Below are 19304 nucleotides of genomic sequence, written 5' to 3'. Positions count from 1 at the left end.
GGGCTCCTTACCGGGCCGGCGCTCCCGGTCAGGTGGTGAGGCCGGCGAACAGATCCGGCAGGCGCTCCGGCAGGCGATCCACGTGGTCCAGAACCGTGTAGCCGCCGGGGCCGAAGATCTTGCCCACGTAGTCGTCGGCCTCGCTGTCGAGGGTCAGGTTGTAGGTGAAGATCCCGCGCGCGGCCAGCTCCTCCACCGCCTTCTTGGTGTCGAAGCGCAGGTACTGCGGGTCGCGCTCGTCGATGTCGGCGGGCTCGCCGTCGCTGACCATGAGTACCAGCTTCTTGGACTGCGGCATGCGGCTCAGGTACTCCGCGGCGTGGCGCAGGGCGCCGCCCATGCGGGTGGAATAGCTGCCCTTCATGCCGGCGATGCGGGCCTTTACCTCGTCGTCGTAGGGCTCGTAGAAGTCCTTGAAGCGCTGGTACTGCACGTCGTGGCGCCCGTCCGAGGAGAAGCCGTGCACGGCGAAGGGGTCGCCGATGCCGTCGATAGCCCAGGACAGCAGGGCCGTGGCCTCCTGCGTCAGCTCGATTACCGGCCGGTCGGTGCCCGGCAGGGCCTCGTTGGTGGACTCGGAGAGGTCGAGCAGCACCAGCACCGCCAGGTCGCGGGTGTGGCGTTCCATGCGCAAGTTCACCCGGTTGTCGGGCGAGGCGCCCATGCGCAGGTCCACCATGGCCTCGATGGCCGCGTCCAGGTCGATGTCGTGGCCCTCCTCCTGGCGCTTCTTGCGCACCATCCCCTCGGGCTGCAGGCCGTCGATCATGTAGCGGATGTGGCTGGCCAGCCCCTTGTTCTCCTCGAGGATGGCGTCGAGGGCCTCGCCGTCGCCCAGGGCCGGCTTGCGCTCCAGGACGGTGACCCAGTCCGGCCGGTGGAGCTGGATCTGGTAGTCCCACTCCTGGTAGTGGTAGGGCCGGCTGATCTGCTCGCGGCCTTCTTGGTCGTTGATGCTGGTGTACTCGCTGTCCCGGAGGAACTCCGTCTCCAGGATGAGGATCTCCTCGGCGTCGTCGCCGGCGGTGGGCACGTCCAGCTCGTTCACCATCTCCATCACGCTGACCACCCGGCGCTCCTGGTGGTCGGCCGACTCGTAGCCCTTGGCCGCGCCCTCGTCGGAGCCTTCCTCGGCGAACTCCCAGCACCACTGGTTATCGTCCCGGTAAAAGGGCAGCAGTGCCTCGAGCTCGCTGGTGGACGGCGGCGTGAAGCGCTTGAACAGGCGCTTGTGCAGCTCCAGGCCTACCTCCCAACCGAGCTCCGCATGGTTGGGGTTGCGCTCCATGCGCTCCCGGAAGTTGGCCACCACCGCGGCCACGTCCTCGTCGGCCGGGTCGAACTCCGGGTCCAGGAAGGCGCGGATGGCCCTTTTGATTACCCCGGTCACCGTGTCGTCGCCGGCGTCGGCCTCGGCGAAGGGTAGCCACAGCTCATGCAGGCCCGGGAACTCCGTCGCCGCCCGGTGTTCCACCCGCGCGTCCTCGGCCAGGCCGATGAAGAAGCGCTGGGAGGTGCTGAGCTCCTGCGGCGACAGGCGCGTCGGCGTGTAGACCAGGTGCGCCGCCGCGTGGCTGGCCGCGGCCCGGTACACCAGATTGCCCTCCAGGCCCGCCACGGCGTCGTAGGCGTCCGGCAGGTGAATCACATGCTCGTCGATGTAGGGTCGGTAGCCCTCCCGGGTCTCGAAGTCCCCGGAGGTGGGGCGCATGAAGAAATCCCGTCCCCACAGCGCCCGCAGGTAGAAGTTCAGGCGGCGCTGCTGGTCGACGAACAGCACCCCGCGGCGCTCCTGCTGCAGCACCGCCTGGGAGTCGGAGGACTCCAGGGCGAAGTACTGCTGCTGGCCCTGGAAGTCCCGGGCGTAGGCCTCGGCGCCCCAGTTGGCCCAGCGCCGCAGGCCGCCCAGGGTCAGCCTGCCGAGCAGCACGTCCAGGTGCTCGAGCATGGGACGGAGGCCGCGCGGAGCCTTGCTGGACAGGCGGTGGATGAGCTGGAGGTAATCGCCCAACAGGGCGGCGTCGCCCAGGCGGCGGGCGGCCACCGGCAGGGTGGCGAACAGCAGGGAGATCACCTGCCCGGAGGCCATGGAGGAGAGCTTCATGGCCTCCTCCACGGCCTTGGGGATGATGTCCTCGCCCACCTCCTTGGCCACCGCGGGCGCCTCCTGGAGGTAGGTCTCCACCAGCTCGGAGCCCCGGCCCAGATTCTTCAGGGCCTTGGCGCCCTCCAGGTAGGCCCGCAGCCCCCCCGGCGACATGACCTGGGCGGCTTCGTGGTAGCTCGCCTCCAGGGTGTCCCGGATGTGGCTGTCCTCGGCCTCCAGAAGCTCCTGGTATTCGTCTAGATTCACGGTCATGGTTAGACCTCGGGTTCTTCAGTGGGAACCGCCAAGGACGCCAAGAACGCCAAGGCAGGCCCTTAAGAAAGCACGACCCTTTGCAGGCCCTCTTTCAGCGTTCGGGCATTGAAATTGATCAAAAGCCCTAGGCAAAGATCCATGGCTTTCAAGTAAGAAATCACTTGGGCTTTATGGATGGGGAGTAGCTTCTCCACGGCTTTCAGCTCCACGATTAGCTCTCCACCAACCAGAAGATCCAGGCGTCCTTGGCCGATACCATGGTTCTTATAACGGACCTCGAAGGCTTCCTGACGTCCGAACGGAACGCCCCGTTCGGTTAGTTCAATAGCGAGGGCCTCTTCGTACACCCCTTCCAGGAAGCCCGGACCGAGCCGCGAATGCACCTCTACCGCGGCTCCGATGGTTTCCCGGGCAAGGAAGTCGGCGCGCTCGCTGGGCTCCATACCCCGCCTTTGTCGTTCTTGGCGCTCTTGGCGTCCTTGGCGGTTGGCCCCGCCTAGAAGTAAGTCGTCACCGCCGCGTCGAGGGTATCCCGCATGTCGGCATCATCCGTGATGGGCCGCACCAGGGCCATCCGGCAGGCGTTCACCGGGTCCACGCCCTTGGTGATGAGCTGGCCGGCGTACACCAGCAGGCGGGTGGACATGCCTTCGTCGAGGCCGTGGCCGCGCAGGTTGCGGGAGCGCTCGGCGATGGAGACCAGCTTGCTCGCGGTGTCCTTGTCCACCCCGGTCTCGTGGGCCACCACCTCGGCCTCCACCTCCGCGTCCGGATAGTCGAAGTCCATGGCGCCGAAGCGCTGCTTGGTGGACTGCTTGAGGTCCTTCATGAGGCTCTGGTAGCCGGGGTTGTAGGAGATCACCAGCTGGAAGTCCGGGTGGGCCTCCACCACCTCGCCCTTCTTCTCCAGCGGCAGGGTGCGCCGGTGGTCGGTGAGCGGGTGGATCATCACCGTGGTGTCGGTGCGGGCCTCCACCACCTCGTCCAGGTAGCAGATGGCGCCGATGCGGGCGGCCACGGTGAGCGGGCCGTCGTGCCAGCGGGTGCCGTCGGCGTCGAGGAGGTAGCGGCCCACCAGGTCGGAGGCGGTCATGTCCTCGTTACAGGCCACGGTTACCAGCGGCCGGCCCAGCTTGTAGGCCATGTGCTCGACGAAGCGGGACTTGCCGCAGCCCGTGGGGCCTTTGAGCATCACCGGCATGCGGGCGCTGTAGGCGGCCTCGTAGAGCTCCTGCTCCTCGCCCACGGGGCGGTAGTAGGGTTCTTCGGTGATCTTGTACTGCTCGGCGTCGATCTCGTAGCGAGTCTCGTCGGTCATGGTCGGTTTCCTCGCTTCCGTTCCGGCGAATGGAAAGGATTGGGAGTTGTCTGCAGACGGACAGGGATGAGCACCCATTCCGTGCGCATCCGTGTCGGTCCGGTGGACCCTGTCCCCCTCCTGCTGGTCAAAAAAAGGCCCCTGGCCGGGCGGGCCGGGCACAGGGGCCTAATTACCGCGGGACATCCGCTTACTTCATCGGGCCCCGGTACACCACGAAAGCCGTGCCCTGGCTCTGCGCGAAGGGATCGTAGCCGACCACCTTCACGTGGTGCTCGGGATAGGCCTCATGGGCCTTCTTGGCCTCGCCCAGGACGGCGTCCACGTCGGTTTCGCCGAACATGGGGAGCTTCCACATGTACCAGAAGTGGTCCATGGCGTTTTCCGGCTCGGTGTGCTCGATGGCCGGCTGCCAGCCATTGTTGACGATGTACTGCACCTGGGTGCGGATCTCCTCGTCGCTCATCTCCGGCAGATAGGAGAAAGTCTCCATCTTGCGGCTGGAGGGGTCGGAGACCCGGGAGTCGTAGTTCTGCATCTCAGACATGGTTCAAACCTCGATTTCGGTAGCGTTCGAGAGTTGGGTGCGACGGGCCCTGATGGTGGGCCCGTGCCGCCCGGGCCGTCTTACTTGTGCTGGGCGTCCAGCTTGTCGACGGTGTCGAACTCGAACTTGATCTCCTGCCAGGTCTCCATGGCCGCCTTGAGCTCGGGGCTGTGCTTGGAGGCCTCGGTGAGGATCTCTTTGGCTTCCTTCTCCAGCTCCCGGCCTTCGTTGCGGGCCTTGACGCAGGCCTCGAGGGAGACCCGGTTGGCCGCGGCGCCGGCCGCGTTGCCCCAGGGGTGGCCCAGGGTGCCGCCGCCGAACTGCAGCACGGAGTCGTCGCCGAAGATGTTGACCAGGGCGGGCATGTGCCACACGTGGATGCCGCCGGAGGCCACCGGGAACACGCCGGGCAGGGAGCCCCAGTCCTGGTCGAAGAAGATGCCGCGGCTGCGGTCTTCCTCGACGAAGGAATCGCGCATGATGTCGATCCAGCCCAGGGTGGCCGCGCGGTCGCCCTCGAGCTTGCCCACCACGGTGCCGCTGTGGAGGTGGTCACCGCCGGACAGGCGCAGGATCTTGGCCAGCACGCGGAAGTGGATGCCGTGCTTGGGATGGCGGTCGATCACGGCGTGCATGGCGCGGTGGATGTGCAGCAGCATGCCGTTGTCGCGGCACCAGTTGGCCAGGCCGGTGTTGGCCGTGAAGCCGCCGGTGATGTAGTCGTGCATGATGATGGGCATGTCCAGCTCTTTTGCCCGCTCGGCACGCTTGTACATCTCTTCCGGGGTGGGCGCGGTCACGTTCAGGTAGTGGCCCTTGCGCTCACCGGTCTCGGCCTCGGCCTTGTGGATGGCCTCGGCGATGTAGCCGAAGCGATCCCGCCAGCGCATGAAGGGCTGGCTGTTGACGTTCTCGTCGTCCTTGGTGAAGTCCAGGCCGCCACGGAGCACCTCGTAGCAGGCGCGGCCGTAGTTCTTGGCGGACAGGCCGAGCTTGGGCTTGAGGGTGCAGCCCAGCATGGGGCGGCCGTACTTGTTGAGCAGGTCGCGCTCCACCTGGATGCCGTTCGGCGGGCCACCGCAGGTCTTGGTGAAGGCCAGCGGCACGCGCACGTCTTCCAGGCGCAGGGTGCGCACGGCCTTGAAGCCGAACACGTTGCCCACCAGGGAGGTGAACACGTTCACCACCGAGCCTTCCTCGAACAGGTCGATGGGGTAGGCGATGAAGGCGTAGAACGCTTCGTCGTCGCCGGGGACGTCCTCGACCTTGTAGGCGCGACCCTTGTAGTAGTCCAGGTCGGTCAGCAGATCGGTCCACACGGTGGTCCAGGTACCGGTGGAGGACTCGGCGGCCACGGCCGCGGCGGCCTCTTCACGCGGCACGCCGGGCTGGGGCGTCACCTTGAAGCAGGCGAGAAAGTCGCTTTCCTTGATGGGGTAATCCGGTTCCCAATAGGTTTCCCGGTAGTCCTTTACCCCGGCCTCGAACTTCTTACCCATGGCGCTTCTCCTATCATGGGGTATGTGGATTCGGTCGGGCGCCGTTGGCGCCCGTTTCGGGGGTGCCGGCCCGATAACTGCGGATAAGTCTAGGGCGGCGGAAGAATAATTTGAAATCGGGATTTTTTCGGGTAACCATAACTCTAAGGTTATCCAAATCCCCGCTGCCCTATCCCGGGTCAAAAATCAATATGCACCTTACTCTTCGCCAGTTACAGGTCTTCGAGGCGGTGGCCCGCCACCTCAACTACACCCGGGCCGCCGAGGAGCTGTTCATGACCCAGCCGGCGGTTTCCGGCCACATCCGGCAGATGGAGGAGGAGGCCGGGCTGCCCCTGATCGAGCACGTGGGCAAGCGCCTCTACCTGACCGACGCCGGGGCCGAGGTGCAGCGGGCGGCCCTGGACGTGCGCCATCGCCTCGAGGATCTGGAGATGGCGGTGGCGGACCTGGCGGGCATGGTCCGCGGCCATCTGCGCCTGGCGGTGACCACCACCGCCAAGTACTTCGCCCCCCACCTGCTGGGGGGCTTCTCGCGGCGCTATCCGGGGGTGGAGATCCGCCTAGAGGTGAGCAACCGGGAGAACGTCCTGGAGCGCCTGGCGGCCAACGAGGACGAACTGGCCATCATGGGCCGCGTGCCCAAGGGCATGAACGTCACCGGCACCGCCTTCACCGAGAACCCCCTGGTGGTGGTGGCCCCGCCGGAGCACCCGCTGGTGGGGGAAGGGGAGATCACTCCCGAGCGCCTGGCCGAGGAGCCCTTCGTGGTCCGGGAGGCTGGCTCGGGTACCCGACTGGCCATGGAGCAGTACTTCGCCGAGCGCGGTCTGTCGCTGAAGGGCAGCATGGAGCTGGGCAGCAACGAGACCATCAAGCAGGCCGTGATGGCCGGGCTGGGGCTGTCGGTGCTCTCCTGGCACACCCTCTCCCTGGAGCGCACCACGGGCCGTCTGGTGGTGCTGGACGTGGCGGGCTTTCCCCTGAAGCGCCACTGGTACGCCGTGCACCTCAAGGAGAAGAAGCTTTCCGTGGTGGCGCGGACCTTCCTGGACTTCCTCACCGAAGAGGGAGGGGATCTGGTGCAGCAGGTGGCCTCCGGGGAGGTTGTCCCCGAGGCCACCTATGAGGCTGGGAGGTAGGGCGGCCAGGCTTGGTGCGCCCCGTATTGCCGCAAGGAGTACCTGCCCGCATGGGGGCGGGAGTGCATAACCGCCGTGGCTTAGGTCAAAGAATAAGGCGTTGGGTGTTCGCGCAGTGCGAGAAGGACTACGGCCGTCCAAGGAGAAACACGGTATGGGCAACGTCGTTGAAGGACCCTGGACCCGTGGGTGGCGCTGCCCCACTTGTGCACGTCCGGCCCCCCTGCTCCTGCCCAATGGTGCCTGGAACCGGACTCGCCTGCAGACAAAGGCCTACGTACTGGATGATCCTTGGGTGCTTTCCGAAGCGGAGCGGGAAGGAGCGCTAGGGGAGGTCGAAGTGTGTCTGTCGTGTGGGGAATCCATTCCCTATCTGGTTGGGAGCCTCGTGGTCCCTTATGGGCAGCAGGGGGTGGTCCTGGGTGGGGAGGGGAAAAAGGATACCCAGATCATAGGCGGCATCCTGCCTTCGGCCCGTGTCAACCGTTCGGGCATCATCCTCTTTTTCGGGGATGCCGGGGACGGCCCCTACCTGGTCAGCCGCCAGGCGCTGGCCGCCTTCACTACCGGACGCCTTACATCGCCGGATCGCCGAGGCGACATTGCCGAGGGCATGTGGCGGCTTTACCAGGATCGCCTCCGGTGGCTGAATCGCTTCGGGGGCGACCAGACCAATTAGAAGCCCTCACCGGCGCCAGCCAGGGCTGCGGGGCAGGGCGTTGCGGAGGCCTTCCGGGTTACAGAGGCAGGCTGGTCCGCAGGCGGCGGGTCTTTTCCAGCATGCGCCAAGTGGAGCGGTTGTTGTTCAGGCGCGGCACCTCGTTCAGGGGGAGCCAAAGCACCTCGTGGGACTCCACGCTCCCGGGCACGGGAAGCCGATCGTCGATCTCCACGAGGAAGCGCACGTCGAAATGGAAGTGCTCGGGGAAGTGCGCCTGGGCGGGGATGACGTGGTGGTCGAGGTCGAAGACGGTGCCGTCCACCAGGCGGATCCGGTCCGGTTCCAGGCCGGTCTCCTCGGCCGTCTCCCGCAGGGCCACCCGCAGGATGTCGGCGTCCCCGTCGGCGTGGCCGCCGGGCTGGAACCACCGGTCATGCTTGCCGTGATGCAGCATGAGCGCCCGGTCGCGGGCCGGGTTGACCACCCAGGCGGACCCGGTCACGTGGCCGGGCAGGAGGTCCCGGTGGAAGCAGTCGGGGTGGTCGAGAACGAAGCGCCGGGCGCGGTCCACGAAGCCGGCCTCTTCCGGGAAGTGGGTACGGTGGCTGTCCAGCAGCGTAAGCAGCTCGCGACGATGCATTGGATCCCTATCCCGGTCAGGTCCCCGCCGGCCGTTCCACGGCGGCTATGGCGGCCGCCGCGGCTTCGTCCACGTCGGCCTCGCTGCCGGCCAGGGTCAATCGGCCGAAGGCGCCGACGGCCCGGACGTCTATGAGGGTAATGCTGGCCGCCTTCTCGGCCTGGTTGGCGGCGTAGACGATGTAGCCGGCGGGCTCCGTTTCCAGGATGAACATGCTCTGCTCCGGAAGGATCATGGAGCCGCGCCGGTCCTGGCGGTTGATGAGCACCGTGTGGTCGGGGGTCATACCGCGGATGGTCTCGCTCCAGGCCACCTCGCATTTCTGGCGCTCGGCCTGCTGCGCCGCGAGGCGCTGCAGGAGGGTGCGCCCGGCCTCCTGGACGTCGCTCTGGTCCGGATGGTGGATCACCAGGGAGCCGTATTCCCGCTCGATCACCTGCTGGGCCAGGCGGACGCGTGTGGCCTTGAGGGCGACGTCCGTGAGGCGGTGCACGGCCATGCCCGGGGAGACCTCCACCCACAGGCACGAATCCCCCGGCACCGGAAGGAAGCCCTGGGACACCGTGGCCATGTACTCGGCCAGCTGCGGTTGGAGGGAGTCGATGTAGACGTAGGTTCGGAGCTGGATCATGGCCCGGCGGCTTGGTTCCTGGAGATGGAAATGCGCGGATCGGGTGCGCGGGTCCGGGGCGCAAGGCGCCTGCCCGCGTCGGCTGCGTGGCAACGGATGCGGCACGGATTCTACCGGTCCCCATGGGGCTCCAGAAGAAGGGATTTCTTCTGGGTTGCATAGAGAAAGATCTATGGGTCGGCGCGGTGGCGGAGGCGGCGGGCTTCCGTTACGCTGCCCCCGGAAAAACCGACCAGTACGCTCACCCGGCCGGTTTAGTCCTCGCCCTCCGCGGGTTCCGGGTCCGGTCCATGCGGGGGCTTCCCGGCGGAGGCGCGAGGACCGGCCCCGGGGCGCGGAAACGCAATCATAGGAGCCGCCATGTACGCCTTTCTCGTCGCCGTCCACGTGGTCTTTGTGGTGCTCTGGGTGGGGGGCATGATCTTCGCCTGGTCCTTCCAGCGCCCCGCCGCCGCCACCGAGCTGGAGGGTCCCCAGCGCCTGCGCCTGTGGGTGGCCACCTTCCGGGGCTTCTTCCCCTGGGTCTGGGCGTCGGTGATCCTGCTCCTGGTCACCGGCTACGGGGTCATCTTCGGCTACATGGGAGGAATGGGCGCGGCCCCGCTGTACGTGCACCTCATGAACGGCCTGGGCCTGCTCATGATCGCCCTCTACCTGCACGTCTTCTTCGCGCCCTACCGCAAGCTCCGGCGGGCCGTGGAGGCCGAGGAATGGCAGGAAGGCGGTCGCCAGCTCGGCCGCATTCGTCGGATGGTGGGCGCCAACTTCTCCATCGGGATCGTGGTGATCGTCATCGCCGTCGCCGGCGCGCGGGGCCTGCCGATCCTGCAGTAGGGCGGCCATGGACCTGCGCCTGACCTTCCTCGGCACCGGGGCCGGCTACCCCACGCCGCAGCGCAACGTCACCGCCCTCGCCGTGGAGCGGGGGCGGCGGCTCTACCTGCTCGACTGCGGCGAGGGCACCCTGCGGGCGCTGCAGGCCGCCGGGGTGGGCTACGGCCGGCTGCGGGCCGTCTTCTTCTCCCATTTCCACGCCGACCACTGCCTGGGGCTGCCCGGGCTGCTGCAGACCTTCCAGCTCATGGGCCGCGAGCGGCGGCTGGACATCTACGGGCCGCCGGGGGTGAAGGAGTTCGTGCGCCGGGCGGTGAACTTGGCGCCGTTCTCGCCCACCTTCTGCACCATCGCCCATGAGATCGGCCCGGAGGCGCCGGTGACGCTGGACGGCCTCACGGTCACCAGCGCCTGGATGGACCACTCCGTGCCGGTGCTCGGCTACCGGCTCCAGGAGCCGGATCAGCCGGGCCATCTGGATGTGGAGCGCGCCCGCCGGCTCGGCGTTCCGGAGGGCCCGGCCCTGGGGCGGCTGAAAGCGGGGGAGACGGTGGAGGGGGAGGGCGGCCGGATGGTGCGCCCGGAGGAGGTGGTGGGCCCGGGCCGGTCGGGACGCAGCCTGGTGTTCTCCTCGGATACCCGCCCCAATCGCAACGTCGTGGCCCTGGCCGCCGGGGCGGATCTTCTGGTGCACGACAGCACCTTCACCGAGGCGCACCTTGCACGGGCGGGAGAGACCGGCCACAGCACCGCCGCCCAGGCCGCCGCCACCGCCCGGGACGCCGGCGCCGACACGCTCTATCTCTGGCACTTCTCCCAGCGCTACGCCGACCCGGACACCCACTTGGCGGAGGCGCGGGCGGTGTTCCCCGCCACCGAGGCCGCCGCCGATGGCCTTTCCCTGGAGCTCCCGGGTAAGCCGGCGGCTTCGTGATCCCGCCGGGGCGGCCGGGGACCGCTTCCGCAAAGACACCCCTTCCGTTCAGCCCGGGACCGCTTCCGGGGCCCCGGCCCGCCGTTCCGGGGCGGGCACGGGGGCGTGGCCCAGCCGCTCGCGGCTGAAGGCGACGCGCTCGTGGACCGGCCGGCCCTCCGGCAGGCCCTCCACCAGATCCAGTGGCCCCCGCAGCCCCTGGCCGTTGGCCACCTGGATGGCCAGGCCGGGCCGGGCGTTGAGCTCGAGCAGCATGGGGCCGTGGTGGCGGTCCAGGACCAGATCCGTGCCCAGGAAGCCCAGCCCGGTGAATTCGTAGCAGCCCGCCGCCAGGTTCAGCAGTGTTTCCCAGTAGGGGACCTTCAAGTCGTCCAGCCCGCGCCCGGTATCGGGGTGGTCGGTGCGCGGCCGACCGAACTGGACGCCCCGCAGGGCCCGTCCGTCGGTGAGGTCCAGCCCCACTCCCACCGCACCCTGGTGGAGGTTGGCCTTGCCGTCGGAGGCGGCGGTGGGCAGGCGCATCATGGCCATCACCGGGTAGCCCCGGAAGACGATCACACGGATGTCCGGCACCCCTTCGTAGGTGAAATCGGCGAAGCCGTGATCGAAGCGGATCAGCTCCTCGATCACGGCCGCGTCCGGCGCGCCGCCCAGGCTGTAGAGGCCGGAGAGGATGTTGGAGAGGTGGCGCTGGAGGTCCTTCCGGGTGACCTCGGCGCCGCTGGGCTTCAGGTACCGGCCGTCCTCCTGGCGATCGATCACCAGCAGGCCCTTGCCGCCGCTGCCCTTGGCGGGCTTCACCGCGAAGCCGGATCGGCCCGCCACCCGGTCGGCCACCTGCTTGACCTCGAACTGGGAGCGCACCACCCCGATCAGCTCGGGCGTGGTGACGCCGTGCTCCCGGGCCAACAGCTTGGTGCGCAGCTTGTCGTCAACCAGGGGATACAGCCGCCGGTCGTTGTAGCGGCCCACGTAGTGGACGTTGCGCCGGTTCATGCCGATTACGCCGCGGGCCAGCAGCCGGCGGGGCCGCACCAGCATCTCAGCCCCGCTCCTCGCCGAGGTGCCGGAAGCGGTGCAGCTCGGACAGCCGGTAGCCCGTGTAGCTGCCGAGCAGGAGCACCACGGCCATGAGGATCAGCTGCACGCCGAGGAAATTGAAGCTCAGGTGGCGCACCAGGGGCTCGCTCATGGCCAGGTAGGCGAGCACGGCGGTGAGCAGGCTGCCGCTGCCCTGGATCAGGACCTCCCAGGCGCCCTCCTCCTCCCACAGGATGGACATGCGCTCGATGGTCCAGGAGAGGATGATGGTGGGGAAGAAGGTGATCACCAGCCCCTGGTTGACCCCGAGGCGGTATGCCAGGAGGGAATAGAGGGAGATGATCAGGATCACGGTGATGATCACCGCCGACACCCGGGCCACAAGAAGCAGGTTCAGGCGCGACAGGTAGTTGCGGATCAGCAGGCCGGTGCCGACGATGAGGACGAAGGCGATCAGGCCCGTGGTCAGGGTGGTCTGCATGAAGGCCAGGGCGATCAGGACCGGCATGAAGGTGCCGGAGGTCTGGATGCCCACCAGGATCCGCAGCAGCACCACCATCAGGGCCCCCACCGGGATCAGCAGGATGTTCTTGAACAGGGCCTGCTCGCCCAGGGGCAGCGAGTGGATGGAGAAGTCCAGCAGGCTCTCCTCGCGGAGCTGGTCCTGCATGGCCGAGGAGGCGGGGATGCTGCGCTGGATCATGGAATACAGGACGCGCGAGTCCTTCCCGCCTTCCACCTCCAGCAGCGGCGCGTGCCCCGTGCCCCAGAGGAGGAGGTCCTCGGGCCGGCCCGTGCTGCCGTCGCGGGGGTTGATCAGCAGCCGCCCCGCTTCCGCGTCGTGCACGGTCACCCAGGTCTCCGTGCTCTGCCGCCGGCGGCTGTCCCGCAGGCGCAGCCCTTCCACCGTCCGGGCGCTGATCCCGGCCTGGTGGAGCAGCCGCACCAGGAGGTCGGGGGCATCGAAGCGCTTGGCCAAAAGCTGGACGTTCTCGTCGTCGCCGGGGTCGGCCAGACGGCTGGCGAGCTCGCGGGCGAGGCTCAAGGGGTCCGCGGAGCGCTGCCGGGCCTGGTCGAGCACCTCCTTGGCGGCCGCCCCCAGGGGGCTCTCCCAGACCACGGTGCGGGGTGGCCGGGGCGGGATGGGCGGGGGCGGCGGATCCCCGGGCGCCACCAGGAACTGGGCGGCGTAGTACAGCTGCTGAGTGCCGGTTGCCCGGCGTTTCGTCCACTGGGCGCGACGGCCGCCTTCCTCGTCGAGGTAGTTGAGGCCGTAGCCCGTGGAGGCGGTGCTCTCGGTCAGCAGGCGGAATCCGGGCGGGCTGGCGGGGATGGCGAGGGAGGCCTTCACGGGGTCCCCCTGGGCCTGGAAGGTGACCACGGCCTCCACTTCCCAGACCTCCCGCTCCTCACCCGGCAGGAGAGGCACCTCCATCACCAAGTGGCGGTGGAGGGTCATGGCCAGGCCCACCGCAAGCAGGACGCCCACAAGAACGTAAAAACTAGTGCGGGGCATGGGAATCCGCGCTAGGAGCCATTGTCCTCTCCGTTCTCCTCTTCGGCGGCCCCCGGGTACTCGGGTCGGTCGTGAATCATCTCCCGGCTGACGTCGATGACGGCGAGGTCACGGATGAAGTCCCGCCCCAGCAGGACGGGATAGGACAGCCGGGTACGATCCTCCAGGGTGAACTCGGCCCGCTGGGTGATGGGCCCCACGCGCACGGGCAGCCGGATCACCGGCCGCGTGGTGGTGCCGGAGGCCTGGATGATCCGTACCCGGCGGACGATGGGGGCCTCCAGCTCCCGGCCCCGGGCCCGTTCCGGGAATTCGTGCTCCTCGTCGCTCAGGGCCAGTCGGAAGCGGATCCATTCCTCGCCCTCCCGCTCGAACTCCTGCATCTGCGTGGCGGACAGGGAGGCGGTCTCGGCCCCGGAGTCGATGCGAGCCTGCAGGGCGAAGTCCAGGGTGGGGAAGCCCACCCACTCGGTTCGCCCCAGGGTGATCAGGTGGGGGCCGGCCGCCTTGTCCAGCTCCACCACCTCCGGACTGTTCGGATCCTCCGAGCCAGGATTGGGGCCGTGGACGGCTTCCAGCATGGTCTCCACGCGGCGCAGCCGTATCCCCTGCCGGGTCAGCTCCCCGTCGATGGCCTCCAGGTGGTCCCGGGTCGCCGCCATGCGGGCCTGCACTTGCCTGGCCCGGCGCCGCTCCGTCTTGGTGGCCGTCTCATGCCGCTGGTGCTCCTCCAAAAGGCGCTCTTCCAGGGCTTCCATGCGCTGCTCGAAGCGAGTTTGGCTGACCGGGGGGTCCGAGCGCTCGCCAAGGAGCGCGCACCCGGAAAGGGGGGTGACCGCCAGGCAGACCGCCAGTATGCCGAGGGTGGGTGCCTTCATGGGGTAAGGCGGCGGGGATGGGCGCTTGAATGCATCGTCATGGACATGATGCTTCCGGTGTGTGGACTTCCCTTTGCGGATTGGCGTGGAGTCTATCACGGTGAGGGGCCTGCCGTGGGTCAGTGCTTACCGAGCGAGAGGCCTGGGACAAGGGTTCGGAGAAAGTGAGCAGTACACCAAGCCGCTACCGGCCCCTGGCGGGAGCAAGGCAAAGGAGGGCTGCCGGCCGGGGCTCGTGTTGGACGCGTTCGGGATCGTGGTGGCTCGGGACGGGAACCTGCTCGAGTTCAGCGGGGGTCTTCACCGCTCGTAGCGGTACGGACCCGCGGCCTGGAGGGGGTTACGGCGGAGACGCGCTTGGTGCACGCCCGATGGTCCCGGGCCTAGTAACAGGCCCGGTCCCGGAACTTCCAGAAGTCGGTTCGGCAAGCCTCGGCGGGGACTAGGGCGGGCTCTACTCAGGAATCCTTGGTGCCCTCCCCGTAGCCCCCTTGGAAGAAGGGCTTCATCAGGTCGATGGGGATGGGGAACAGGGTGGTGGAGTTGTTCTCGGTGGCTATGTCGGTGAGGGTCTGCAGGTAGCGCAGCTGCAGGGCGCCGGGGTGCTCCTCCATGCGCGCCGCCGTCTCCACCAGCTTCTCCGCCGCCTGCAGCTCGCCTTCGGCGTGGATGACCTTGGCGCGCCGTTCGCGCTCCGCCTCGGCCTGGCGGGCGATGGCCCGAACCATGGAGTCCGGGATCTCCACGTGCTTGATCTCCACGTTGGTCACTTTGATGCCCCAGGCGTCGGTCTGGGAGTCCAGGATCTCCTGGATGTCGGCGTTCAATTCGTCGCGCTTGGCCAGGAGTTCGTCGAAGTCGTGCTTGCCGAGCACCGAGCGCAGGGTGGTCTGGCCCAGCTCGCGGGTGGCGTCGCGGTAGAACTCCACCTGGATCACCGCCCGCTCCGGGTCGAGCACCCGGTAGTAGAGCACGGCGTTCACCGAGGCGGTGACGTTGTCCCGGGTGATGATCTCCTGGGAAGGGATGTCCAGGACCACCGTGCGCAGGTCGATCCGGACCGCCTGTTGGACGATCGGGATGACGATGATCAGGCCCGGGCCCTTTACCTTCCAGAAGCGCCCCAGCAGGAAGATCACGGCGCGCTCGTACTCGCGCGTGATGCGCAGCGCGGCGATCAGGAACAGGACAACGAGGATCCCCGCTATCACCAGCGGGTTGGTAATCAGGTCTTCCATCGCTCATTCCTCCCAGTGGGCCGAGTCCAGTTTGGTGACTTCCAGCGTCAGCCCCTTCACCGCCGTGATGCGGACGTCCTCGCCGGCCGCTACCGGCTCCGCGGCGCGGGCCTGCCAGCGCTCGCCCTCGAAGCGCACCCAGCCTTCGGGGTCGAGGTCGTCGATGGCCCGGGCCGTCCGGCCGATCAGATGGCCGGTGCCGCTCACCGATTGCCGGTGGTGGCTCCGGGCCGCCATGGTGGCCACCGTGAGCATGAAGCCCCCGGTGATCACCGCCGCGGTGATGATCACCGGCCAGGCCACCTCCAGGGCGGGGGTATCCGTGTCCATGAGCATGATGGAGCCCAGCACGAAGGCGATGAGGCCGCCGATGCCCAGGGCGCCGAAGCTCGGCACCAGGGCCTCGGCGATGAAGAACAGGATGCCCAGGCCCATGAGCGCCAGCCCGGCGTAGTTCACCGGCAGGGCCTGGAAGGCGTACAGGGCCAGCAGCAGGCTGATTCCCCCGAGCACCCCCGGTACGATCCCGCCGGGACTGGCCAGCTCGAAGATGAGCCCGTAGATGCCGATGAGCATGAGGATGTAGGCCACGTTGGGATTGGCCAGGATCTGCAAAAGGCGGATGCGCCAGCCCGGCTCGATCTCCTCCACCGGGGCGCCCTCCAGGTCCAGCGTGACCTCGCCGGCGGCGGTCTCCACGGTCCGGCCGTCCGCCGCCTCCAGGAGGGCCTCCAGGGTGGGGGCCAGGAAGTCCGCCACGTCCGTCTCCGCCGCCTCTTGGGCCGGTAGGCTGGCCCCCTCACGCACGGCCCGCTCCGCCCAGTCCCGGTTGCGCCCGCGCAGGTCGGCGAGGCTCTGCAGATAGGCCACGGCGTCCTCCACCATCTTGCGCTTGGCGGGGTCGCCGGAGCCTTCCTTCTGTTCCTCCGCCTGGTCCCCGCCTTCCTGGCCCTCTTCGGGCTCTTCCCCGGGGCTGCCGGGCGTGCCCCCGCCGCCCATCTGGATGGGGGTGGCCGCGCCTAGGTTGGTGCCGGGGGCCATGGCGGCCACGTGGGATGCGTAGAAGATGTAGGTGCCGGCGCTGGCGGCCCGGCTGCCGCTGGGCGCCACCCAGGTGATCACGGGGATGGGGGAGGAGAGCACGGTCTGGATGATGTCGCGCATGGCGTCCGACAGCCCCCCCGGGGTGTTCAGGCGCAGCACCAGGGCGCGGGCGTCCAGAGTGGTGGCTTGCTCCAGGCTCTGCCGCATCCAGTCCGCCTGCGGAGGCCCGATCACGCCCTCCATGGCGCTGACCACCACCGGACGCTCCGCAGGCCGCGGGCCCTCCTGAGGGGCGGCGGGGCTCCCCAGCAGCATCACGGCGCCGGCCACCACCAGCAGGAGGTAGGTCCCCGTTCGCAGCACGCCCTGCTCCTCGGTTGGGTGCCCCTCTATCGACCATACCCCCTTCTCCGGCAGGCTGCCAAAAATTCCCGGGGGCGAAGGACTTGGGCGGTTCCCGGTGCGCCTTTCCGGTGTCCGGAGGTGGCCGCCCGCGCCCCGTTGTCAAAGGGGCCCGGGATCCGTAAAATCCCCGATTTCCTGATGGAGAGGTGACCGAGCGGCCGAAGGTGCACGCCTGGAAAGCGTGTGTGCCCTTACGGGCACCGAGGGTTCGAATCCCTCCCTCTCCGCCATCCATCTTCACCCCGGCGGACGCGCCGCCGACCAGGGCGGCCGGGGTACCCCGATCGATGGCGGCGCTGAAGGCAGGCCCCCACGCAACGGTAAGCTGTGAACCCCGTCAGGCCCGGAAGGGAGCAGCGGTAGCAGTGATCCCGTGTGCCGTGGTGTGGCTTGCTGGAGCCGCCTCCAGCTTTCCCCGAGGGGGAGGGCCGGCACCCGTCCGGCCTTGCCGCCCCTTCTTCCCGCGCTCGCAGGCCCGCCCATGAGCTATCTGGTCCTAGCCCGCAAATGGCGTCCGCAGCGGTTCCCCGACCTAGTGGGCCAGGAGCATGTGGTCCGCGCCCTGACCAACGCACTGGACAGCGGCCGGGTGGGCCACGCCTTCCTGTTCTCCGGCTCCCGCGGGGTGGGCAAGACCACCGTGGGCCGCCTGCTCGCCAAGGGGCTCAACTGCGATACGGGCGTCACCGCCGAGCCCTGCGGCGTGTGCGACAGCTGCCGGGCCATCGAGGAGAACCGCTTCGTCGACCTGATCGAGGTGGACGCCGCCTCCCGCACCAAGGTGGACGACACCCGCGACCTGCTGGACAACGTCCAGTACATGCCCTCGGTGGGCCGCTACAAGGTGTACCTCATCGACGAGGTGCACATGCTCTCCAACCACAGCTTCAACGCCCTTTTGAAGACGCTCGAGGAGCCCCCCGAGCACGTCAAGTTCATCTTCGCCACCACCGAGCCGGCGCGCATCCCGGTAACCATCCTGTCGCGCTGCCTGCAGTTCGAGCTCAAGCGCATCGGCGCCGAGCGCATCCGCGAGCGCATGGGCACCATCCTGGAGGCGGAGGGGGTGGCCGCGGAGGCGGAGGCCCTCGACCTGCTGGCCCGGGCCGCCGACGGCAGCCTGCGGGACGGCCTCTCCCTGCTGGACCAGGCCCTCAATTTCGGCGAGGGGCGGGTGGCCGACGCGGTGGTCCGCGACATGCTCGGCACCGTCAGCCGGGACCGCGTCCTGGCCCTGCTGGAGGCGGTGGCGGAGCGGGACGGACTGGCGGCCCTGGAGCGGGTGGCCGAGGTGGCCGACAGCGGCATGGACCTGGACGCCGCCCTGGCCGACCTGCTGGGGCTGCTGCACCGGGTGGCGGTGATGCAGGCGGTCCCCGGGCGCGAGGCCGAGGACGAGACCCTGGTAGCCGACGAGCGCCGGCGGCTGGAGGCCCTGGCCGCGGCTACCGCGCCGGAGGACGTGCAGCTCTTCTACCAGATCGGCCTGCAGGGGCGGCGCGATCTGGCGGCGGCCCCCGACCCGCGGGTGGGCCTGGAGATGGCCGTGCTGCGCATGGTGGCCTTCGATCCTTTCGAGGCGGGCGGCGGGGAGCCGCCCGCCCAAACCGCCGCCGGCGCACAGGGCGCGGCCCCGTCCGGAAGGGCGGCGGGAGAGGCCGAGGGCTCCCGCCCGGCCCGGCAGGCCGCGGGGCGCGCCTCGTCGGGGGCCGAGCCCGCGGCGGCCGCTCCCGGGAGCGGCACCCCGGCGCCCGAGGCGGGGTCCGGCGCCTCCCCGGGGGCGGGAACCTCGCAGGGTGGCCCGGCCTCTGATTGGGAGGGCATCCTGGGTACACTGGAGGTTCCGCCGTCGTGGCGGGCGGTGCTGGAGTTCGCCGTGCCCAGGGAGTTCACCGCCGAGCGGGTACGCCTGGCCTTCCCCTCCGAGCAGCTGCTCTCGGCGGGCAGCGAGCGCTTCCGCGCCGCCCTGGAATCGGCGCTGAGCGCCCATTTCGGCGCCACGCCGCGGATCGCCATCGAGGAGCTCGGGGAGGGGGCCGAGGCGGAGAGCCCGGCGGCGGCCCGGGAGCGGCGTCAGCGGGAGCGCCAGGAAGCGGCGGAGCAGGCGGTGGCGAAGGACTCCAACATGCAGGTCCTGCAGGAGCAGTTCGGCGCCCGGGTGGAATCGGTGCGACCCGACGAGCAGGACCCCACCTCCAACTGAACGGCTACACGCAGGAGACAGCGATGAAAGGCGGCATGGGCGGCCTGATGAAGCAGGCCAAGCAGATGCAGGAACAGATGCAGAAGGCCCAGGAGCAGCTCGCTGACGAGGAGGTGATCGGTCAGGCGGGCGGCGGCATGGTGCAGGTGACCGTGACCTGCAAGTACTCCGTGCGCAAGGTAACCATCGATCCCTCGCTCATGGAGGACAACGACGCCGAGATGCTCGAGGACCTGATGGCCGCGGCCATGAACGACGCCCTGGGCAAGGTGGAGACCCGCACCCAGGAGCTCATGGGCGACATCACCGGCGGCCTGGGCAACATCCCCGGCCTGGGGGACATGCTCAAATAGGCCAAGACCTAATAACCGCCAAGGACGCCAAGAAGGCAAAAAGCGGAATTGGGTAGTC

The 19304-nt window shown here is 68.7% G+C and carries 18 protein-coding genes, 1 tRNA gene and 1 other RNA gene; 8 read left to right on the top strand and 12 right to left on the bottom strand.

What is annotated here, in order from left to right:
- Positions 1 to 28 precede the first annotated feature (28 nt).
- The 5 genes from AN478_RS13220 to AN478_RS13200 form a co-directional block, all read right to left on the bottom strand.
- Positions 29 to 2359 carry a nitric oxide reductase activation protein NorD gene (locus AN478_RS13220; protein ID WP_054967080.1) on the bottom strand — a complete coding sequence of 777 codons (2331 nt, stop codon included), beginning with the start codon at positions 2357 to 2359 and terminating at the stop codon, positions 29 to 31.
- A 62-nt stretch (positions 2360 to 2421) separates the two neighbouring features.
- Complete coding sequence (locus AN478_RS13215; protein ID WP_054967079.1) at positions 2422 to 2805, bottom strand: GxxExxY protein; 384 nt, start codon at positions 2803 to 2805, stop codon at positions 2422 to 2424.
- Positions 2806 to 2858: 53 nt separating this feature from the next.
- Entirely contained in the window at positions 2859 to 3680 is an 822-nt protein-coding gene (locus tag AN478_RS13210; RefSeq protein ID WP_054967078.1) for a CbbQ/NirQ/NorQ/GpvN family protein, read from the bottom strand.
- 190 nt (positions 3681 to 3870) lie between these two features.
- Complete coding sequence (locus AN478_RS13205; RefSeq protein WP_054967077.1) at positions 3871 to 4227, bottom strand: ribulose bisphosphate carboxylase small subunit; 357 nt, start codon at positions 4225 to 4227, stop codon at positions 3871 to 3873.
- An 80-nt stretch (positions 4228 to 4307) separates the two neighbouring features.
- Complete coding sequence (locus tag AN478_RS13200; protein ID WP_054967076.1) at positions 4308 to 5726, bottom strand: form I ribulose bisphosphate carboxylase large subunit; 1419 nt, start codon at positions 5724 to 5726, stop codon at positions 4308 to 4310.
- 191 nt (positions 5727 to 5917) lie between these two features.
- Here AN478_RS13200 and AN478_RS13195 point away from each other — a divergent pair, with 191 nt between their 5' ends.
- Positions 5918 to 6868 (top strand): LysR family transcriptional regulator, encoded by a 951-nt coding sequence (locus tag AN478_RS13195; protein ID WP_054967075.1) that lies wholly within the window; start codon positions 5918 to 5920, stop codon positions 6866 to 6868.
- A 340-nt stretch (positions 6869 to 7208) separates the two neighbouring features.
- Complete coding sequence (locus AN478_RS13190) at positions 7209 to 7547, top strand: hypothetical protein (protein WP_143004016.1); 339 nt, start codon at positions 7209 to 7211, stop codon at positions 7545 to 7547.
- A 58-nt stretch (positions 7548 to 7605) separates the two neighbouring features.
- Here AN478_RS13190 and AN478_RS13185 read toward each other — a convergent pair whose 3' ends face one another.
- A complete protein-coding gene (locus tag AN478_RS13185; RefSeq protein WP_054967073.1) occupies positions 7606 to 8169 on the bottom strand; it encodes an NUDIX hydrolase in 564 nt (187 codons plus the stop codon).
- Between the two features lie 16 nt (positions 8170 to 8185).
- Positions 8186 to 8800, bottom strand: a complete 615-nt coding sequence (locus AN478_RS13180) for a hypothetical protein (protein ID WP_054967072.1) — start codon at positions 8798 to 8800, stop codon at positions 8186 to 8188.
- Between the two features lie 360 nt (positions 8801 to 9160).
- Here AN478_RS13180 and AN478_RS13175 point away from each other — a divergent pair, with 360 nt between their 5' ends.
- Together AN478_RS13175 and rnz are read left to right on the top strand one after the other, a co-directional pair.
- Positions 9161 to 9634, top strand: coding sequence for a CopD family protein (locus AN478_RS13175; protein ID WP_054967071.1), 474 nt, complete (start codon positions 9161 to 9163; stop codon positions 9632 to 9634).
- A 7-nt stretch (positions 9635 to 9641) separates the two neighbouring features.
- Entirely contained in the window at positions 9642 to 10568 is a 927-nt protein-coding gene (rnz, locus tag AN478_RS13170) for a ribonuclease Z (protein ID WP_054967070.1), read from the top strand.
- Positions 10569 to 10616: 48 nt separating this feature from the next.
- Here the strand turns inward: rnz and AN478_RS13165 are convergent, their stop codons facing one another.
- The 5 genes from AN478_RS13165 to AN478_RS14785 form a co-directional block, all read right to left on the bottom strand.
- Positions 10617 to 11609 (bottom strand): alpha-L-glutamate ligase-like protein, encoded by a 993-nt coding sequence (locus tag AN478_RS13165; protein WP_082433105.1) that lies wholly within the window; start codon positions 11607 to 11609, stop codon positions 10617 to 10619.
- Between the two features lies 1 nt (position 11610).
- Positions 11611 to 13125, bottom strand: coding sequence for an inactive transglutaminase family protein (locus AN478_RS13160; protein WP_054967069.1), 1515 nt, complete (start codon positions 13123 to 13125; stop codon positions 11611 to 11613).
- A gap of 11 nt (positions 13126 to 13136) precedes the next feature.
- Positions 13137 to 14003, bottom strand: coding sequence for an ATP-dependent zinc protease family protein (locus AN478_RS13155; protein ID WP_054967068.1), 867 nt, complete (start codon positions 14001 to 14003; stop codon positions 13137 to 13139).
- Positions 14004 to 14461: 458 nt separating this feature from the next.
- Positions 14462 to 15241: a slipin family protein gene (locus AN478_RS13145; protein ID WP_054967066.1), complete on the bottom strand. Its 780-nt coding sequence runs from the start codon at positions 15239 to 15241 to the stop codon at positions 14462 to 14464.
- Positions 15242 to 15244: 3 nt separating this feature from the next.
- A complete protein-coding gene (locus tag AN478_RS14785; protein ID WP_269434450.1) occupies positions 15245 to 16648 on the bottom strand; it encodes an NfeD family protein in 1404 nt (467 codons plus the stop codon).
- A gap of 182 nt (positions 16649 to 16830) precedes the next feature.
- Between AN478_RS14785 and AN478_RS13135 the strand changes: the two genes are divergently transcribed.
- The 4 genes from AN478_RS13135 to AN478_RS13125 all read left to right on the top strand — a co-directional run bounded on the left by AN478_RS13135 (position 16831) and on the right by AN478_RS13125 (position 19246).
- A tRNA-Ser gene (locus AN478_RS13135) sits at positions 16831 to 16920 on the top strand.
- Positions 16921 to 16991: 71 nt separating this feature from the next.
- An RNA gene (ffs, locus tag AN478_RS13765) (signal recognition particle sRNA small type) lies at positions 16992 to 17088 on the top strand.
- 83 nt (positions 17089 to 17171) lie between these two features.
- Entirely contained in the window at positions 17172 to 18893 is a 1722-nt protein-coding gene (dnaX, locus tag AN478_RS13130; protein ID WP_054967065.1) for a DNA polymerase III subunit gamma/tau, read from the top strand.
- A gap of 23 nt (positions 18894 to 18916) precedes the next feature.
- Complete coding sequence (locus AN478_RS13125; protein WP_054967064.1) at positions 18917 to 19246, top strand: YbaB/EbfC family nucleoid-associated protein; 330 nt, start codon at positions 18917 to 18919, stop codon at positions 19244 to 19246.
- Positions 19247 to 19304: the final 58 nt, after the last annotated feature.

This window comes from Thiohalorhabdus denitrificans (genome assembly GCF_001399755.1).
Classification (GTDB): domain Bacteria; phylum Pseudomonadota; class Gammaproteobacteria; order Thiohalorhabdales; family Thiohalorhabdaceae; genus Thiohalorhabdus; species Thiohalorhabdus denitrificans.
Note: the sequence above shows the minus strand (reverse complement) of the source record. Positions and strands in the feature narration are given on the sequence as shown.